Origin of the sequence: Companilactobacillus zhachilii (assembly GCF_003606365.2) — a bacterium.
Classification (GTDB): domain Bacteria; phylum Bacillota; class Bacilli; order Lactobacillales; family Lactobacillaceae; genus Companilactobacillus; species Companilactobacillus zhachilii.
Window position 1 is genome coordinate 1,071,522 of sequence record NZ_CP031933.2, and the last position, 17,246, is coordinate 1,088,767.

Annotated in this window: 17 protein-coding genes and 1 pseudogene; 15 read left to right on the forward strand and 3 right to left on the reverse strand. The window is 36.8% G+C overall.

The features are described 5' to 3' along the window. Positions 1-107 precede the first annotated feature (107 nt). Both yidC and D1B17_RS04740 read right to left on the reverse strand, forming a co-directional pair. Entirely contained in the window at positions 108-1,115 is a 1,008-nt protein-coding gene (gene yidC / locus D1B17_RS04735; protein ID WP_120142803.1) for a membrane protein insertase YidC, read from the reverse strand. Positions 1,116-1,263: 148 nt separating this feature from the next. Continuing rightward, entirely contained in the window at positions 1,264-1,539 is a 276-nt protein-coding gene (locus D1B17_RS04740) for an acylphosphatase (protein ID WP_120142802.1), read from the reverse strand. Positions 1,540-2,069: 530 nt separating this feature from the next. On the opposite strand from D1B17_RS04740, the gene D1B17_RS04745 reads away from it, so the two are divergent. The 13 genes and pseudogenes from D1B17_RS04745 (at position 2,070) to D1B17_RS04805 (ending at position 14,051) form a co-directional block, all read left to right on the forward strand. Next, complete coding sequence (locus D1B17_RS04745) at positions 2,070-2,831, forward strand: TrmH family RNA methyltransferase (RefSeq protein ID WP_120142801.1); 762 nt, start codon at positions 2,070-2,072, stop codon at positions 2,829-2,831. A 326-nt stretch (positions 2,832-3,157) separates the two neighbouring features. Then, complete coding sequence (gene pheS / locus D1B17_RS04750; RefSeq protein WP_120142800.1) at positions 3,158-4,204, forward strand: phenylalanine--tRNA ligase subunit alpha; 1,047 nt, start codon at positions 3,158-3,160, stop codon at positions 4,202-4,204. 21 nt (positions 4,205-4,225) lie between these two features. Further along, the gene (pheT, locus tag D1B17_RS04755) at positions 4,226-6,613 is read left to right on the forward strand and encodes a phenylalanine--tRNA ligase subunit beta (protein WP_240704458.1); all 2,388 of its coding nucleotides are present in this window, start codon (positions 4,226-4,228) and stop codon (positions 6,611-6,613) included. Positions 6,614-6,666: 53 nt separating this feature from the next. Further along, positions 6,667-7,830 (forward strand): endolytic transglycosylase MltG, encoded by a 1,164-nt coding sequence (mltG, locus tag D1B17_RS04760; RefSeq protein WP_120142799.1) that lies wholly within the window; start codon positions 6,667-6,669, stop codon positions 7,828-7,830. Positions 7,831-7,965: 135 nt separating this feature from the next. Next, complete coding sequence (gene greA / locus D1B17_RS04765) at positions 7,966-8,445, forward strand: transcription elongation factor GreA (RefSeq protein ID WP_120142798.1); 480 nt, start codon at positions 7,966-7,968, stop codon at positions 8,443-8,445. A gap of 49 nt (positions 8,446-8,494) precedes the next feature. Then, positions 8,495-8,791 (forward strand): HesB/YadR/YfhF family protein, encoded by a 297-nt coding sequence (locus tag D1B17_RS04770; RefSeq protein ID WP_120142797.1) that lies wholly within the window; start codon positions 8,495-8,497, stop codon positions 8,789-8,791. A gap of 37 nt (positions 8,792-8,828) precedes the next feature. Beyond that, positions 8,829-10,924 (forward strand): annotated as a pseudogene (locus tag D1B17_RS04775) (peptidoglycan D,D-transpeptidase FtsI family protein). 87 nt (positions 10,925-11,011) lie between these two features. Continuing rightward, positions 11,012-11,161 carry a 50S ribosomal protein L33 gene (rpmG, locus tag D1B17_RS04780; protein WP_075887565.1) on the forward strand — a complete coding sequence of 50 codons (150 nt, stop codon included), beginning with the start codon at positions 11,012-11,014 and terminating at the stop codon, positions 11,159-11,161. Positions 11,162-11,261: 100 nt separating this feature from the next. Beyond that, positions 11,262-11,777: a 5-formyltetrahydrofolate cyclo-ligase gene (locus tag D1B17_RS04785; RefSeq protein WP_240704459.1), complete on the forward strand. Its 516-nt coding sequence runs from the start codon at positions 11,262-11,264 to the stop codon at positions 11,775-11,777. Continuing rightward, positions 11,764-12,441, forward strand: a complete 678-nt coding sequence (locus D1B17_RS04790; protein ID WP_120142794.1) for a rhomboid family intramembrane serine protease — start codon at positions 11,764-11,766, stop codon at positions 12,439-12,441. Before D1B17_RS04785 ends, D1B17_RS04790 begins: the two co-directional genes overlap by 14 nt. Then, complete coding sequence (locus tag D1B17_RS04795; RefSeq protein WP_120142793.1) at positions 12,434-12,697, forward strand: YqgQ family protein; 264 nt, start codon at positions 12,434-12,436, stop codon at positions 12,695-12,697. The genes D1B17_RS04790 and D1B17_RS04795 overlap by 8 nt, the downstream gene beginning before the upstream one ends. Next, positions 12,669-13,631 carry an ROK family glucokinase gene (locus tag D1B17_RS04800; RefSeq protein ID WP_120142792.1) on the forward strand — a complete coding sequence of 321 codons (963 nt, stop codon included), beginning with the start codon at positions 12,669-12,671 and terminating at the stop codon, positions 13,629-13,631. Before D1B17_RS04795 ends, D1B17_RS04800 begins: the two co-directional genes overlap by 29 nt. 12 nt (positions 13,632-13,643) lie before the next feature. Then, on the forward strand, positions 13,644-14,051 hold the full coding sequence (locus D1B17_RS04805; protein WP_120142791.1) for a rhodanese-like domain-containing protein: 408 nt from the start codon (positions 13,644-13,646) through the stop codon (positions 14,049-14,051). Between the two features lie 643 nt (positions 14,052-14,694). On the opposite strand, the gene D1B17_RS04810 is transcribed toward D1B17_RS04805, so the two are convergent. Further along, entirely contained in the window at positions 14,695-14,889 is a 195-nt protein-coding gene (locus D1B17_RS04810; RefSeq protein WP_120142790.1) for a DUF3042 family protein, read from the reverse strand. Between the two features lie 85 nt (positions 14,890-14,974). Here D1B17_RS04810 and miaA point away from each other — a divergent pair, with 85 nt between their 5' ends. Both miaA and D1B17_RS04820 read left to right on the forward strand, forming a co-directional pair. Further along, positions 14,975-15,898 (forward strand): tRNA (adenosine(37)-N6)-dimethylallyltransferase MiaA, encoded by a 924-nt coding sequence (gene miaA, locus D1B17_RS04815; protein WP_120142789.1) that lies wholly within the window; start codon positions 14,975-14,977, stop codon positions 15,896-15,898. Continuing rightward, on the forward strand, positions 15,891-17,141 hold the full coding sequence (locus tag D1B17_RS04820; protein WP_120142788.1) for a methionine gamma-lyase family protein: 1,251 nt from the start codon (positions 15,891-15,893) through the stop codon (positions 17,139-17,141). The genes miaA and D1B17_RS04820 overlap by 8 nt, the downstream gene beginning before the upstream one ends. The last annotated feature ends 105 nt before the right edge of the window (positions 17,142-17,246 follow it).

Sequence of the window (17,246 nt, forward strand, 5' to 3'; positions counted from 1 at the left end):
AAATAATGTGGCGTTTTATCGCTTAAACCAAAGGCTCCAGCAATCCAAAATTGGATTACTGGAGCCTTTACTACTCGAAAGTGGACTATATTTGTCACACTTTCTAATTATTTATTATTGTTTCGCTTTTGTTTACCCTTATTTAACTCACGAATGTTCTTATGGAAGTCTTTGGCTTCCTTAGCTTCTTCTGCTCTTTCTGCAGGTGTTGCGTTAGGAGTTGAAGCAGTCGCCGTTGAACTATTGTTAAGAATGCCATCAAGCATTTCTTTGGTAACAACGACCTTTACCGGATTCTTTTCAAGCTCTTCGTCAGTTCTCTTTCTAATTTTAGGAGTAATGACGTAGTTGGTAATTAATTGTTGAATTAAAATAACAATACCACCGACTAAGAAGTAAAGTGCCAATGCAGCAGTAGAAATCAATGAAATAAAGAATGTCATCATAGGACTCATTAAAATCATTGTTTGCATTTGCTTTCTTTGTTCCGGTGCCACGACTTGAAGTGACATCCAGCCTTGAACCAAGTAGAAGACAGTCGCAATAATAGCAATCAACATACTTGGTTTTCCTAGTGGAATAGATAGGAAAGTAGCTGAACCGATTTGTTTAGAGTATTGCACGGCTTGATAAATACCAATTAAGATTGGCATTTGTAGTAGCAATGGGAGACATCCCATACCACCGGTAAGACTTAGGTTGTTTTGTTTATAAACATCCATCATCAAACCACTGATTTTTTGCTGGGCATCTGGACCTTTAGCTTTCTTTTGAGCTGCTTGAATCAGCTTCAATTGAGGTTGAACAGCACGCATTTTTTCTTGTTGTGTCGTTGATTTGTATTGTTGATTCAATGACAACGGAACAAGTAGTAGACGGACAACAAAGGAAATAATTACGATTCCCCAAGCATAGGCATTTTTACCACCAACAGTTTGAGCTGTTTTGAGAATCAAGTTTTGGAACGGAATTCCAAGCCATTTGTAAATGAAACCATATGGCCCACTAGTAGGAGCGTGTAAATTAGCCGAAGATTGAGCACACCCCGTCAAAACTAGTGTCAGCACTAAAACTAAAGAAAGTACTGATAAATATTTGACGTATTTTTTATTCACTTAATAAACCACCCTTTTGATTGTATACAGACCTTAAGTGAAAGTTCAGTTGTTATTTCAAATCGTTCTTTGTAGAAGTGATATCTAAATAACAGTGAAACATTCAACTTTAGTATACAAAGTAATATACGTTAACTTATTTGACGTTTCAACCAATCACGGTAAATTTCGTGTAATGTTGCAAGTCGTCAGAAAAAGTATAGTCCATTTTGTTTACTTTTCCAAAGGGAGATGGCGAAGATTTAATTCGATTTAAGAAAATATATAGAATTTTTTCATCTGCTTCGGCCTCAATCGAAACAGATCCATCCATTTCATTTCGAACAGTCCCTGTTACTTCAAGTTCTTGAGCAACTTGAAATGTCGAATAACGAAAACCAACTCCTTGAACCAAACCATTAACGTTAATGGAAAGATGTTTCACAAGCAATCACCTCAGATCTTTGAATATATTTAACATGCGCGTTGTGTTAGTTAAATATGCCGCCTCCAAGAGCAAGAAATTTTTGGTCGCTATGGGGACCAGTTCGAGCCAAAGAGCGGTCTCGAATCTCGATTTTGAACTTCGAGAAAACCGCTTGAATTTCAAAAGTCGTCCCGTGGTGTAAGAGCTAAAGCTCTAGCGCCACCTGCACAGCGACCAAAAATTCTTGCTCTTTCCGGCTAGTTTATTCTTTGTTTTTGAATCAAGAGTGAATAATTTTAAGTACACTATCTCATTAATAACTAAAGTTATCTGATGCGGAGTATGTTTTGATTTTAAAAGTAATTTTAAATCCATTTTCAAAAAATCAACTAACACCACGCAAATTTAACACGAATAGTAGAATACTTCTAGAAGCATTCTATTACCATCTATACAGCATATTTGAATTTCCTAACGATTTTCTAGCGCTGGAGACAGTACCACGCATGTGTTAATATCTATATTATAGAACAAGAGGGATGGATGATATGAAATATATTGAGTCGAAGAAAAATGATGAAATTAAACAATTAAAAAAATTGTCAGCAACAAAAAATATTCGTAAAACGGGAACTTACATGATTGAAGGCTTCCACTTAGTTCGTGAAGCTGATCAATATGATCAAGATTTTGTAAAATTATTGGTTACAGAAAAATATACTGAAGATCGTTTGGTTAAAAAGTATCATGATATCGCTGTTTCAATTTCTGAAGATGTGGCAAACGAATTGTCAGAGACAAAAACACCACAAGGAATTTTTGCAGTTATTAAAGTCAAGACAGCTGATGACTTCAAAGAATTCTCTGGTAAATGGGTCATGTTAGATGACGTCCAAGATCCCGGTAATGTTGGTACGATTGTTCGAACTGCTGATGCTGCGGGTTACGATGGAGTTATCACTAGTTTAGATACTGCTGACTTCTATCAACCAAAGGTTCAACGCTCAATGCAAGGTAGTCAATTCCATCTTCCTATTTATCGCATGGATATCAATCAAGCTATCAGTTTAGCTAAGAAATCCCAACTAAAGATTTATGGATCAGAAGTTAACAACCAAGCTAAGCCATACAATGAATTAGCTAAAACTGATGAATTTGCCCTTATCATGGGGAATGAAGCACATGGTATTACGCAAGACGTTCTTAATGAAACTGATGAAAATATTTATATTCCGATTCTTGGGAAAGCCGAATCACTCAACGTAGCAGTGGCGGCTGGTGTTTTGATGTACGGACTACAATCACTTTAAAACTTGCGAAAGTTTTTTGTTTTTGTATAATAATTGGTATATAAATAATATTAAACTTTGACGAAAAATAGTATCTGTGACGTTCATGACAGGAAGAGCCGTTGACTGAAATAGGCTTGATGAACAAAACAGTGAATTCACTTTCTGAGTTTTTAGTTAGTTACTATATAACTACTTGAGTGCATGTTTAACATGAACTAGGGTGGTACCGCGAGTCCTCGTCCCTTACTTGGGATGGGGACTTTTTTTTTACGGAAAAGTTAATATGAAAGAAGTCAAAAATCGAGGAGTTACTTAAGGTGAACTCTTGATGGAGGAAAACAACAATGTCATTAAATGATACATTAAAGAATTTACGAGAAAATGGTATCGACGAAGCCAAACGTGCTGAGAGACTTCAAGAATTAAATGACCTGAGAGTTAATCTTTTGGGTAAGAAGGGACCAATTACTAAAGCTTTGCGTGGAATGAAAGATGTTCCCGCTGAGGAGCGCCCAGAAATTGGTACTTTAGCTAATAACGTTAAAAAAGATATTCAAGCAGCGATTGAAGAAAAAATGGCTGAATTGAATCAAAAATTAGTTGCCAAAAAACTAGAAGAAGAAACAATTGATGTTACCTTGCCTGCTACTAAGCAAACACAAGGTACAAAACATATTTTGAACCAAACAATTGAAGATATTGAACAATTCTTCATTGGCTTGGGCTATGAAGTTGCTAGTGGTTATGAAGTTGAAGAAGATCACTATAATTTTGAAAGATTAAATATTCCTAAGGATCACCCAGCTCGTGATATGCAAGATACTTTCTACTTGTCAGATGAATTATTGATGAGAACTCAAACATCAGCTCAAGAAGGCCGTGACATGGAAGCTCATGATTTTTCAAAGGGTCCTTTGAAGATGATCTCACCAGGTGTCGTTTATCGTCGTGATGATGATGATGCAACACATTCACATCAATTCCACCAAATTGAAGGTTTAGTAGTTGATAAAAATATCAGTATGGCTGATTTGAAGGGTACTTTGGACGCTTTATGTCGTCACGTCTTTGGTGCTGATCGTGAAATTCGTTTCCGTCCAAGTTACTTCCCATTTACCGAACCATCTGTTGAAGTTGACGTTTCATGTTTCAACTGTGGTGGCGAAGGTTGTCGTATTTGTAAGTATACTGGCTGGATCGAAGTTTTAGGTGCCGGACTTACTCACCCTAACGTTTTGACAATGTCTGGTATTGATCCTAACGAATACAGTGCCATGGCCTTTGGCCTTGGACCTGAACGTTTCGCAATGCTCAAGTATGGAATTAACGATATTCGTGATTTCTACCTCAATGATGTTAGATTCCTAGAACAATTCAAAGGAGTAAATTAAGATAATGAAGATTTCTGTTAATTGGTTAAAAGAATATATCCCGTCAATCATACTGTTGAAGAAATGGCTAATAAGATTTCTCTAACAGGTATCGAATCTGGTCCCGTTAAATTAGGTGAAGAATTAACAAACTTAGTTGTTGGACATATTACTAGCGTTGTACCACACCCAGACTCTGACCATTTGAAAGTTTGCCAAGTTGATGTTGGTGAAACAGAAGATATCCAAATTGTCTGTGGTGCTCCTAATGTTGCAACTGATCAATATGTTATCGTTGCCTTACATGGTGCTCATTTACCTGGTGGCGTTAAGATTAAGCGTGGTAAGTTGCGTGGTCAAGAATCAAATGGGATGATCTGTGGACTTGATGAAGTCGGTGTACCAGCACAATATATGCCAAAGGAATTTGAAAATGGTATTTATGTTTTTGATGAACCACAAACACCTGGTGAAGCCGTTTATGATTTGTTAGGTCTTAAAGATCAAATGATCGATATTGATATCACACCTAATCGTGCTGATACCTTGGGTATGCGTGGAGCCGCTTGGGAAATTGGTGCCACATATAATGAAAAACCTACGTTCACTAAGCCTGAACTAGATGCTGACAAAGTTAAAGATATGAATGATGTGACAGTTGATGTTGCTGAAAAGAAACTTGTTCCTGACTACTTGTTGCGTGAATTAAAAGACGTTCAAGTGGCTAAGAGTCCACTTTGGATGCAAAGAAGATTGTGGAATCAAAATATTCGCCCAGTCAACAGCGTTGTTGATGCAGCTAACTACGTAATGATTGAATATGGTCAACCTATTCAAACTTATGATTTGGATAAATTGAACGAACATAAATTGACAGTTAGATTTGCTAATGATGGTGACAAACTCGACTTAGCCGATGAAACTAAAAAGTTGACCCACAATGACTTGGTTATTGTTTCAGGTAATCAAATCGTTGGACTAGCAGGTGTACAAAGCAGTGTTGATGTAGCAGTTGATGAAAATACCAAAAATGTTTTAATCGAAGCTGGTGTTTTTGATGGTGCTTCTGTTCGTAAGACAGCCCAAAGACATGACCTTCGTGGTGATGCTTCAAACCGTTTTGAAAAGGGTGTTGATAATGGCATTGTTGAAGAAGCTTTGATGCGGGTTGCTCAATTAATTGACCAAACAACCACCGTTAACGAAATTTCTAATGTTATTACTGGTAATTTGACAAAAGCTGAACCAACAATTATCAAAGGTAGTGTTAGCCATATCAATCATTTGATGGGACTAGATTTAAGCACCGATGAAATTGTGGCTATTTTAGACCGTCTTGGTTTCACTGTTGCTGTTGACGGTGATGCTCTGACAGTAACAATTCCTACACGTCGCTGGGATATGGAAATTGAAGCTGATTTGGTTGAAGAAGTTAACCGTATTTATGGTTACGAAAACTTGCCAAATACTTTACCTGCAGGGATGGAAACACGTGGAGGCTATGATCCTAAACGTGAATTAGCTAATAAGTTGCGTGACATCTTGCTAGGCGAAGGAATGGATGAAGTAATCAATTTCTCACTTTTGAGCAAGCAAGAAGTTGAAGATTTCAATACAATCAAGAGTGAATATACAAAATTGTTGCACCCAATGACTGAAGACCATGAATATTTACGTAACAGTTTGATTCCTGGTTTAGTTAAAAATGTGGCTTATAATCAAGCTCGTAAAAATGATGATTTGAAGATTTTTGAGCATGCACGTGTCTTCCAAAGACCTACTGGTCAAGATCGTCCTAATGAGTTGACATATCTATCTGGTGCCATTAGTGGTAATGTTGTGACTGATTCATGGAATACAAAAGCTCAACCAGTTGATTTTTATTACGTGAAGGGAATCGTTGAAGAGCTACTATCATTTACTAATACCGATGCCGAATTCACTTTTGTGGCAACCGATGAGTATAAGAATATGCACCCAGGCCAAACTGCTAAAATTTTGGCAAATGGTCAAGTTATCGGTCTACTAGGTAAGTTACATCCAAATTATCAAGCAGATCATAATGTCAGTGATACATTCGTTTTTGAGTTGAATGTCGATATGATTTTTGACTTGAACACAAAGAATGTTAAAGCACAGGCAGCTCCTAAGTATCCATCAATTAGCCGTGATTTAGCTATTTTAGTAGCTAAGGATGTTGAAAATGGTCAAATTGTAACTGATATTTTTGCTAATGGTGGTAAATACTTGAAGGATGTTAATATCTTTGATGTTTATGAAGGTAAGAATATCAAGCCAAATCATAAGTCACTTGGTTATCATTTAGAGTTCCAAAATCCTAATGATACTTTGACTGATGATGAAGTTGAACAAGCATTTTCACTAGTAAAAGACAGTTTGGTACAAAAATTTAATGTAGAAATTAGATAATTATTCCAGAACTAATGGTATAATTCTAATAAATTAACTCGGGAGGCTGTGTCTTGAGCCAAAAGGACGATAAAAAAGAAGCATTGAAGCAAGAGTCAGATGACAAGATAAAAACCCGCGCCGAAGAAAGATCAGTCGCAAACCATATTGCGTACTGGATTGTCGGAGTGATCGCCGTCTTGGCAGTTGTCGTTGCTATTATTGGCTTCAATTATGTAAATAGTTCATTGCAACCATATGATGCAAATAGTAAAGAAGACGTTGTGGTTAAGATTCCAATAGGTTCTTCTAGCAAAGAGATTGCAAAAACTCTAGAGAAAGATAAAGTTATTAAGAGTGCAACCGTCTTTAACTTCTACATTAAAGCTCAAAATTACAATGATTTTCAGGCTGGATACTATAAGTTTAAGCAATCTTGGGGCGTCAGTGACGTCGTTAAGCAACTACAAAAGGGTGGTAGTGCACAACCACCTGCAACAAGTTCAGGTGAACGAGTATTAGTTCGTGAAGGTATTACAATTGATCAAGTTGGTGATGCTATCCAAAGTGGTACTAAAGGAAGCTTGAATTTTAAGAAGTCCGATTTCTTGAAACTGATGAAGAATGAAGAATTCTTGAAAAAACTTCAAAAGAAATATCCAGAATTACTTGATTCAACAATGGCCAAAGATAATGTTCGTTATCACTTAGAAGGTTATTTATTCCCTGCAACATACACTGTTTATAAAGGGATGACCTTAAAGGGTCTAGTTGAACAGATGGTTGAAAACGAAGACGAAAAATTACAACCATACTATTCAACAATCAAAGAAAAAGGCTACACAGTTCAACAAGTCTTGACGCTTGCATCACTAGTGGAACGTGAGGGACTCGATTCAAAGAACCGTGCCAAAATTGCTGGTGTCTTCTATAATCGTTTAGCAATTAATATGCCTTTACAATCTGATATTTCAGTTATGTACGCTTTAAATACACATAAAACGAAATTAACTAATAAAGATACGAGTGTGAAATCTCCATACAATTTATACAAGAATAAAGGTTATGGACCTGGACCATTTAATACACCAAGTTTGGACTCAATTGAAGCAACCTTGAATCCTGCTGATCGTGATCAAAACTATCTCTACTTCTTTGCTAACTTGAAGACAGGTAAGATTACTTACTCACATACTCTTGAAGAACATAACAGTAGATATGCAACGACCGGACAATAAGCTATAATGGTATGTAACGTGTTGCGTTATCAGACCATTACGTTATAGAAAAATAAATGTCATCTAATCGTGCTTGATTAGATGACATTTTGAAATTAAAACAAATAATCAATTTTTGAAAGAGGTATTTAGAAAATGGCAGATAGAAGTTATCCAATGACAGCCGCAGGTTTACAAGATTTGAAGGATCAATTGGAAGAATTAAAGAAAGTTAAACGTCCTGAGGTTATTAACCGTATCAAGATTGCTAGAAGTTTTGGTGATCTTTCAGAAAACTCAGAATACACTTCTGCTAAGGACGAACAAAGTGTTATTGAATCAAAAATTTCCGAAGTAACAGAACGTATTCAATATGCTAATGTTATTGATGCTGATCAAGTTGCTGATGATGAAATTTCTATTGGTAAAAAAGTTACTGTTCAAGAAGACGGTGAAGAGCCTGATGAATATACAATCGTTGGTGCTTCTGAATCAGATCCTGATGCAGGTAAGATTTCTAATGAATCACCAATTGCTAAAGCTTTGATCGGTAAACATGTTGGTGACACAGTTACCATTGAAACACCAGTTGGTAGTTATGATGTAACTGTGAAAGCCGTTGCAGTTGCCGAATAGCTATGTTTTCTGCTATGTTTATCTTAATTAAAAGATTGAGGTGGGCGTCATGAAGATTGAACTAACTGATGAAGCAGTAAAGTGGTTTGAAGAAGAGTTGGACTTAGTACCCGGTGATGGTGTACATTTTTATGGTAAGGTCTATGGAAAGACAATGGTTCATGATGGCTTTTCAATTGCTATGCGTAAAGAAAAGCCAGTTGATCCAGTGTCTAGTACGGTGGTCAATGGTGTGAGTTATTATATAACTGATAGTGATACATGGTTTTTTGCCAGATATGATTTGTTAGTTGAATATGACCCAGATCTTGAGGGACCAAAGTATATTTTTAAATCGAATGAGTGATCGTTCGTTTTTTTGAAGGATAAATATGAGAAGAATACTGGATATAATAAAGAAAAGAACAGGTAGTCAAGCGAAGTCTACTATTCCATTTCGTCTAAACCTGCTTTTTTTATTGTCTTTGTTCTATTCGCAATGTTAGTCGCACAGCTAGCTTATCTCCAGATTGTTTATGGTGGTAAATTCGAAGCTGAGGTTGACCGAACAGATAAGACAGTAATGACGGGCAGTGTACCACGTGGGATGATCTATGATTCAAAAGGTAGACTTTTGGTTGGTAATTCAACTGCCAATGCAATCACTTATACTAAGAGTGGTAGCGTAAAATCGAGTGATATTTACACAATTGCCAATAGATTGACGAAATATATGACAGTTGATGTTGATAATTTAACCGAACGTGATAAAGCTGATTATATTTTGGCTGCACCAAATAAGTCGGCTCAAGTGGCTAAACAAATGCCAAAGTCATATCGTGTTGATGCAAACGGTGATGCGTTGTCGTCTAACAAGGTTTATTCAAATGAAGTGAAGTTTGTGCAAAAAGAGGGTATTCATTTAAATGATAAAGACCTCCAACGAGCTTCGTTATTTAAGAAAATGAGTGCCGCATATTCACTTTCAACAGTTTTCTTGAAAGACAAGAATTTGTCAGCTCGAGAAATTGCCCAAGTTAGTGAACATTTAACTGAGTTACCAGGTATTAGTATCGGTAGTAACTGGACACGTGATTATCCCCAAGGAAAATCCATTGCCAGTATCATCGGGGGCGTTTCAACTGAGCAACAAGGTATTCCCGATGATGAAATTAATTCGATGTTAGCTTCCGGTTATTCAAGAAATGATCGTGTTGGTACGAGTTATCTAGAAAAGAATTATGAATCAATTCTTTCTGGTACTAAGAGCCAACGCCAAGTTCAAATAGGTGCTAATAATCAAATTAAAAAGAGTACAGTATTGTACAAGGGTCAAAAGGGTGGCAATCTTAACCTGACCGTTGACTCGAAATTCCAAAAAAAGGTTCAAGCTGATTTGGAAGCACAATACAACTCGGCTAAAGCTGCAGGTATTACACAATATTCTGATGGTGCCTATGCAGTTGTCTTGAATCCAAAGACTGGTGCTGTGTTAGCGATGGCTGGGATTCACAATGATCCAAAGACTGGTGAAACGAGTGAAGACGCTTTGGGAGTTATTAACCGGACGTTTGTCATGGGTTCTGCCGTTAAGGGTGCGACTGTTCTTGGTGCCTTGATGGATGGTGTAATTACGCCTGAAAACAATAGCCAGGCTGATGAACCTATTTATTTACCAGGATCACCTGTTAAAAAATCAGTTTATCCAGCCGGAACTTTCAGTAGTTTAAATGCTATTCAAGCTTTGCAGTTCTCATCAAATATTTATATGATGAACTTAGCAATGAAGGAAGGTCACGCCAAATACGTTCCAAATCAAGAAATGGTAATGAATCCCGATATCTTCTCGAAGTTACGTGGATACTTTAATCAATTTGGACTAGGTGTTAAAACTGGGATTGATATTTCGGGTGAAACAACTGGTATTGAAGGTTCAACTAAGAATAGCGACGGTAAGTTGAAGACTGGTTCAGCACTGGATTTATCTTACGGAAACTATGATGCTTATACATTGATTGAAATGGCCCAATATATTTCTACTATTGCTAATGGTGGTTATCGTTTGAAGCCATATATTGTTCAATCAATTCAAAAGACTAAAGACGATGGAACAAAGGGTGCTTTGACATCTGTTACTAAGCCTTCAGTCTTGAATAAAGTTGGATTTACTCAGGATGAGTTAAATGTGGTTCGAAAGGGTATGTATGCTGCGGTTCACGGTAGTGGATACTGGACGACTGCAACAAAACTGGCTGATTTATCACCAGCAGTTGCTGCTAAGACTGGTACTGCCCAATCGTTCTACTATGATCCTGACAATCCTTCTTCTGATCCTCCCGAAACAATTACAACTAGTTTGGTAAGTTTTGGACCTTATGAAGATCCTAATGTGGCAATGGCAATTGTCTTTCCTAACCTAACAAGTGAGAATGGTAGTTATCCAAACTTACTTGCACATCAGATTTATACGGACTATTATAAGATGACGGGTCAGAAATAATCTGAATTTAACCTTTTAAAATATGCCAAAAAATGATATATTTAATTAGTTGAATTTAGTTAAGTATTATGAAAGGATGTTCCCAATATGAGAGTAAACATAACAATGGAATGTACTTCATGTCACGAACGTACATATCTAACAAACAAGAGCAAGCGTAACAATCCAGATCGCCTTGAACTTAAGAAATATTGTCCACGCGAACGTACTGTTACTTTGCATCGTGAAACAAAATAAACAACAGGTTAAAACCCCTGTTGTTTTTTTTTACTAAGGGAGTGATTAGTTGGATAAAGTAAGCTTTAGGAAAAAGCAAATTGACTTAGTCAGTGAGTTTATGAAATCCGATAAGGCTCAAAAAGAGATCAATGATCTTTATATGCAATTATTTGATGATTTGGATTTTAAAAACGCCCCTAGTATCGGGATAACTTTAAGTATGAACGATGAGATCCCGACCTTTCCAATTATCAATCAGTGTTGGGAAATGGGGAAAGATGTTTATATTCCCAAAACTTTTTCTGATTATTCGATGACGTTCATAAAATATACTAAGGACACAGAATTAACAGAAAGTGCCTTTGGTGTTAGAGAACCCAAAGAATATCAAAATAACATTATGGATCCGCCTGACCTTTTAATTGTGCCTGGTTTGGCATATTCAAAAACAAATAACCGGCTGGGATTTGGTGCGGGTTATTTTGACCGTTATTTGGCTAAATATCCAACAAAAACAATTTCCTTAGCCTCATCGAGACAATATTATACAGATACGCCCTGGCCAGTATATGTCCTTGATAAGCCAATAGATAAAGTTTTAGTGTCGAAGGGTGATGTCAATGGAAATAATTAATCGTGAAAGCAGAGCCTACGTTACGTGGACTTTGTTGATCATAACAATCGGTGTTTTTATAATAGAAACACTGTCTGGTGGGTCACAAAATTATCAAACGTTATTATTGATGGGAGCTAAAACCAATGATTTGGTTCAAGTTGGTCAATGGTGGCGTCTGATTACACCAATATTTTTACACATAGGTATCTTTCATATTTTTATGAATGGGTTTACACTGTTATATGTTGGTCAAATCTTAGAACCAATGGTCGGCCATTGGCGATTTTTCTTAATTTACATGTTAAGCGGAATCATGGGTAATCTGGCTAGTTTTGCTTTCGGTGCCAATAACGCTATTTCAGCGGGTGCTAGTACATCTTTGTTCGGGATGTTTGCTGCCTTTCTAGCCTTAGGTGTTATTTATCGTGAAAACCGCTTTCTAAGAGAACTTGGTAAAAGTTTCTTAGGTTTAATTGCAATTAATTTGTTGATGGATTTGACTATGTCTGGTATCGATATTTGGGGTCACGTTGGTGGAGCAATCGGCGGTCTGTTTTTAGGTTATGCCTTAGGATTACCAAAGATCAGCCGACCAAAGATGATTTTTCGGATACTGGCAATCGTGGTAGTTGTCGTTATTTCTTACTATATGTATGTAAAGGGTATGATAGTTTATGGATGATAATATGAGCTTTAGAACCCTCTATGATGTACAGCAACTGTTGAAGCGTTTCGGAACTTTTGTCCATGTGGGGAAAAGAATCTGGGATATCGAATTGATGTCTAGTGAAATCAGACGCTTGTACGAAGGTGGATTAATCGACAAACAGACTTTCATTCGTGTTCAAATGGTCTTAAAACGTGAGCACAGGATAGAAGAGAAAAAGAAGAAGAAAAGGACAGATCAAAGTGACAGACAAAAAGTTAATCGGTGTTGACCTTGGTGGTACAACAATTAAATTTGCTATTCTTACTGATAAAGGTGAGATTCAACAAAAGTGGAGTATTGAAACAAATATTCTATCTGATGGACAATTGATCATTCCTGATATCATTGATTCAATTAATCACCATATCAAGATGTATGACATGACTCCTGACCAATTTGATGGTATTGGATTAGGTTCACCTGGTACAATCAACCATGAAAAAGGCACAATTAAAGGTGCTTATAACCTTAACTGGACTAACGAAGTTTATCCAGTTCGTGATATTCAAAAAGGTACAGGTCTTCCTGTCGTAATTGAAAACGATGCTAACGTTGCTGCTCTTGGTGAAAGATGGCAAGGTGCTGGTAACAATGCTAATGATGTTGTCTTTGTTACTTTAGGTACTGGTGTTGGTGGTGGTATCATCGCTAACGGTAAACTAGTTCAAGGTGCTAATGGTGCTGGTGGTGAAATTGGTCACGTTACCGTTGATCCTAATGGCTTCATGTGTACTTGTGGTAAGAGAGGTTGTCTAGAAACAATCGCTTCAGCTACTGGTATCGTACGTGTTGCTAGAGACCGTGCCTCAGAATATGCTGGTTCATCAGAATTGAAAGAAATGCTTGATGATGGTCAAGATATTTCAGCTAAAGATGTCTTTGATTTAGCTAAAAAAGATGATGATTTAGCATTGATGGTTGCAGATTATGTTTGCGAATCACTTGGATTTGTTCTAGGTAACATTGCTAACACATTGAACCCTAAGTACATCGTTATCGGTGGTGGAGTTTCAGCTGCTGGTGAATTCCTTCGTGCAAAAGTTGACAAAGCTATGCGTGCCAATGAATTTGCTACAATCAAGGATGCAACAGAACTAAGACTAGCTAGTTTAGGTAATGGTGCCGGTGTTATCGGTGCTGCTTCATTGATTAAAGTTGATTAGGAGTTTTTGTTAATGCAAGTATTGAATGCTGTTTTGTATGTTATTGTAATCGGATTTTTTGTTTATTGGGGCGGTTCATGGCTTTACTACTGGATGAAAGGTAGAAGCATGGGCGGTTCAATGGATCAAAAGACATTTGAGGAAACAATGAGAAAAGCTCAAATTGTTGATTTAAGAGAGAAAAACGCATTCGACGCCAAACATATCTTGGGAGCTAGAAATCTTCCATATTCACAACTCAAGTACAATGAGGGTGAATTAAGACCAGATCTTCCAGTTTATCTATATAGTGATAACAAGAATATGTGCGTCCGTGCCGCTCTTAAGTTACAAAACAAGTGGGGCTTTACTGACGTTAAGTGGTTAGAAGATCGTTTTGTTGATTGGGAAGGCAAAACAAAGAAAACCACTAAAATTTAAAAAAATGCTGTGCAGAGTTTAATCTGACACAGCTTTTTTTGTTAAATATTCCGCCTCCAGGAGTAAGAAAATTAGGTCGCTGTGGGGACCGACTGGAGCACAAGGTCTCCAGTCTCGCTTTTGAGCCTTGCAAAAACCGCAAGTCTCAAAAGTCGTCCCGTGGTGTAAGTGCTAAAGCACTAACACCACCTTCACAGCGACCTAATTTCTTACTCCTTCCGGCTAGGTTATCCGTTTTTTCTAGAGTATAATTTTGAATATTTGATATGATTAATGCTATTTTTATGTCTTGAATTGTATGAGCATTACGATTTAAATCTCATTTTTGATACTATAATTAATAAGTTAATGAATACGTAATGCTAAGATACGCCTTCAAATTTTTTTATTAAGTGTTTCCATTTTGATAAACAAAGTTGAATTTTAAAATTATATAACAACATTAGAATTGTATTGATACGATTTCTTTTAAAACTTGCTAAATATTAAGAAGAGTTGAGACAAGATATTTGAGTTTTAAAATTATTTATCAACTATAAGATAACTGTTTCTCTGTTCTGGAGACGGCATATTTGTAGTTCTATTAAATAAAAAACCAGATAGAAAGCCTATCTGGTTTTATAATTGATTATTCTATTGTTAATTAGCCTTGATGTGCTTGAAGACTCTTGCGGTTAGCACGTCTACGGTTAGCTTCGATACGTTCGTTTTCAACATTTTCGGGTTCGATAACCTTCTTCTTGAATGCATGCAATGCACCATAAACTGCTGTAGCTGTTGTTAATGAACCAACAAGGAAGCCTTTAACAAAACGAAGATGTTTTTGTTTTTTTGCCATAATAATATTCCTCCTGTCTTTAATTCTCATTATGGCTTATTTCGTTTAAAATATCTATAAAAGACTGTCTAAGAGAGGTAATTTTTTGATAAAAGTTGTTGCGATTGTAGGTCCAACTGCTGTGGGGAAGAGTGCCCTGGGGTTAAAGTTGGCTCAAAAATTGAATGGAGAGATTATTTCTGGTGATTCAATGCAGATTTACCGACATTTAGATATCGGTACAGCAAAGGATTCACCAGAGGAACTCGCCGCTGTACCACATCATTTAGTTGATATTTGTAATGCAAATCAACGATATACGGTAAAAAATTTCCAGGAAAAAGCTAAGTCAATCATTACTGATTTGGCAACTGAAAATAAATTACCTTTGGTAGTTGGGGGAACTGGCTTTTATTTAAGCTCATTAGTTAATAATCTTAACCTTGGTGGCAAGAAAGATGATGATGAATACCGACAGGAATTAGTTCAGTTGGAAAAGTCGGGTCAGATTGAAAAATTACAAGCAATTTTAAAGGAAGAAGATCCAATTGCCTACCAACAAATAGATATTGAAAATTCTCGTCGGTTGATTCGGGCGATTGAAGTAAAACGTTCAACTGGAAAATCGATTGTTGAGCAAAATAACGGTCATAAATGGGCGGATTTTTATTTAGTTGGTTTGACAGATGATCGTCAAAAACTTTATCAACGAATCAATAGTCGTGTTGATAAAATGGTCGAGATGGGACTATTAGATGAAGCTAAATATGTTTATGACCATCGGTTAGAATTTCCCCAAGCCAAAAATGGAATCGGGTACAAAGAGCTTTTCCCGTATTTTGCTGGTCAAAGCGATTTAGATAGTTGTCTCGATGAAATCAAAAAGAATTCCCGCCACTTTGCCAAACGTCAATTTACGTATTTTCGTAATCAAATGGATGTGGATTGGTATAATATTAGTGATGATAAAAATTATCAAAAAGATATTGAACAAAATATCATGAAATTTTTAGGGGGACAAAATGACTAAGTGGAATGCAACATTTCCTGATAAATTGAAGGAAGTTATTAAAGAGACTGATCAAATGATTGCACCAAAATTGGCTGAAATAGATGAGCAAGTTTTGGATAATCAAAACAAAGTATTAGCAGCTTTTCGAAAAGAGAGTGTTGATGAATCAAGCTTATTAGGAACAACTGGTTATGGCGATGATGATCGTGGTCGAGATCAGCTAGAAGCAGTCTATGCCGATGTTTTCAAGACTGAAGCAGCTTTGGTACGTCCACAATTCGTTTCGGGTACACATACACTAGCAACAGCCTTGTTTGGTTTATTGCGTCCGGGAGATAATCTCCTATACGTCACAGGCGAACCATACGATACTTTGCAAGAAGTTATTGGTATTGCAGGTAATAAAAAAGGTTCGTTAATTGATTATAAAGTTGGTTTTGATTCCGTTAAGATGGATGGAGATAAAGTCGACTTTGATTTGATGAAGCAAAAGATTCAAACTGAACAGCCCAAAGTTATTGCTATCCAAAGATCACGTGGTTATTCGACGCGCAAGAGTTTAACTGTGAAAGAAATCTCAGAAATTATTAAGCAAGTTAAGACCGTTTCTGATGCAATTATTTTTGTTGATAATTGTTACGGAGAATTTTCAGAGGAAATAGAACCAACTGAAGTTGGCGCAGATCTGATGGCTGGTTCTTTGATAAAAAATGCTGGTGGTGGTTTAGCTAAAGTCGGTGGCTACATTGTTGGTAAAAAAGATTTGGTCGAATTAGCTAGTTATCGTCTCACAGCACCTGGTATTGGCGCTTCTGAGGGTGCTACAATCGATCGGCAATCAGAAATGTTTCAAGGCTTCTTCTTAGCTCCTAGAGTGACTGGTAATGCTATAAAGGGCGCTATCTTTGAAGCAGCCATTTTTGAGAAGCTCGGTTTGAATGTTTCGCCTAAGTGGAATGATGACCGAACAGATTTGATTCAAACCATTGAATTTGGTGATCCTGATAAAATGGTTCAGTTTGCAAAGATGGTTCAAAAATTCTCTCCAATTGATTCAGACGTTTCGCCAATCCCTAGTCCCATGTCTGGATATGAGGATAAAGTTGTTATGGCGGCCGGTACTTTTGTATCAGGAGCAAGTATTGAGTTTTCATGTGATGGTCCAATGCGTGCCCCATACATTATATATATTCAAGGTGGCCTAACTTATGAACACGTTAAGATAGCCATTTCTAATGCATGTAAAGAATTGTTCTTCTAAAGTCTGACCGAGAGGTCGGGCTTTTTTGCTTTCATGAAACAATTTTTGGTTGTAAGTGCTTAATAATGACTAAAAGCCGAACATTTTGCGGTTAAAAGTTAGCTT

Bases quoted from the DNA above. Each gene is read 5' to 3' on its own strand.
- D1B17_RS04820 (WP_120142788.1), top strand. From the start codon at position 15,891: ATGACTAAGTGGAATGCAACATTTCCTGATAAATTGAAGGAAGTTATT.
- greA (WP_120142798.1), top strand. From the start codon at position 7,966: ATGGCAGATAGAAGTTATCCAATGACAGCCGCAGGTTTACAAGATTTG.
- rpmG (WP_075887565.1), top strand. From the start codon at position 11,012: ATGAGAGTAAACATAACAATGGAATGTACTTCATGTCACGAACGTACA.
- D1B17_RS04770 (WP_120142797.1), top strand. From the start codon at position 8,495: ATGAAGATTGAACTAACTGATGAAGCAGTAAAGTGGTTTGAAGAAGAG.
- D1B17_RS04790 (WP_120142794.1), top strand. From the start codon at position 11,764: ATGGAAATAATTAATCGTGAAAGCAGAGCCTACGTTACGTGGACTTTG.
- D1B17_RS04795 (WP_120142793.1), top strand. From the start codon at position 12,434: ATGGATGATAATATGAGCTTTAGAACCCTCTATGATGTACAGCAACTG.
- D1B17_RS04805 (WP_120142791.1), top strand. From the start codon at position 13,644: ATGCAAGTATTGAATGCTGTTTTGTATGTTATTGTAATCGGATTTTTT.
- pheS (WP_120142800.1), top strand. From the start codon at position 3,158: ATGTCATTAAATGATACATTAAAGAATTTACGAGAAAATGGTATCGAC.
- D1B17_RS04785 (WP_240704459.1), top strand. From the start codon at position 11,262: ATGAAATCCGATAAGGCTCAAAAAGAGATCAATGATCTTTATATGCAA.
- D1B17_RS04810 (WP_120142790.1), bottom strand. From the start codon at position 14,889: ATGGCAAAAAAACAAAAACATCTTCGTTTTGTTAAAGGCTTCCTTGTT.
- D1B17_RS04745 (WP_120142801.1), top strand. From the start codon at position 2,070: ATGAAATATATTGAGTCGAAGAAAAATGATGAAATTAAACAATTAAAA.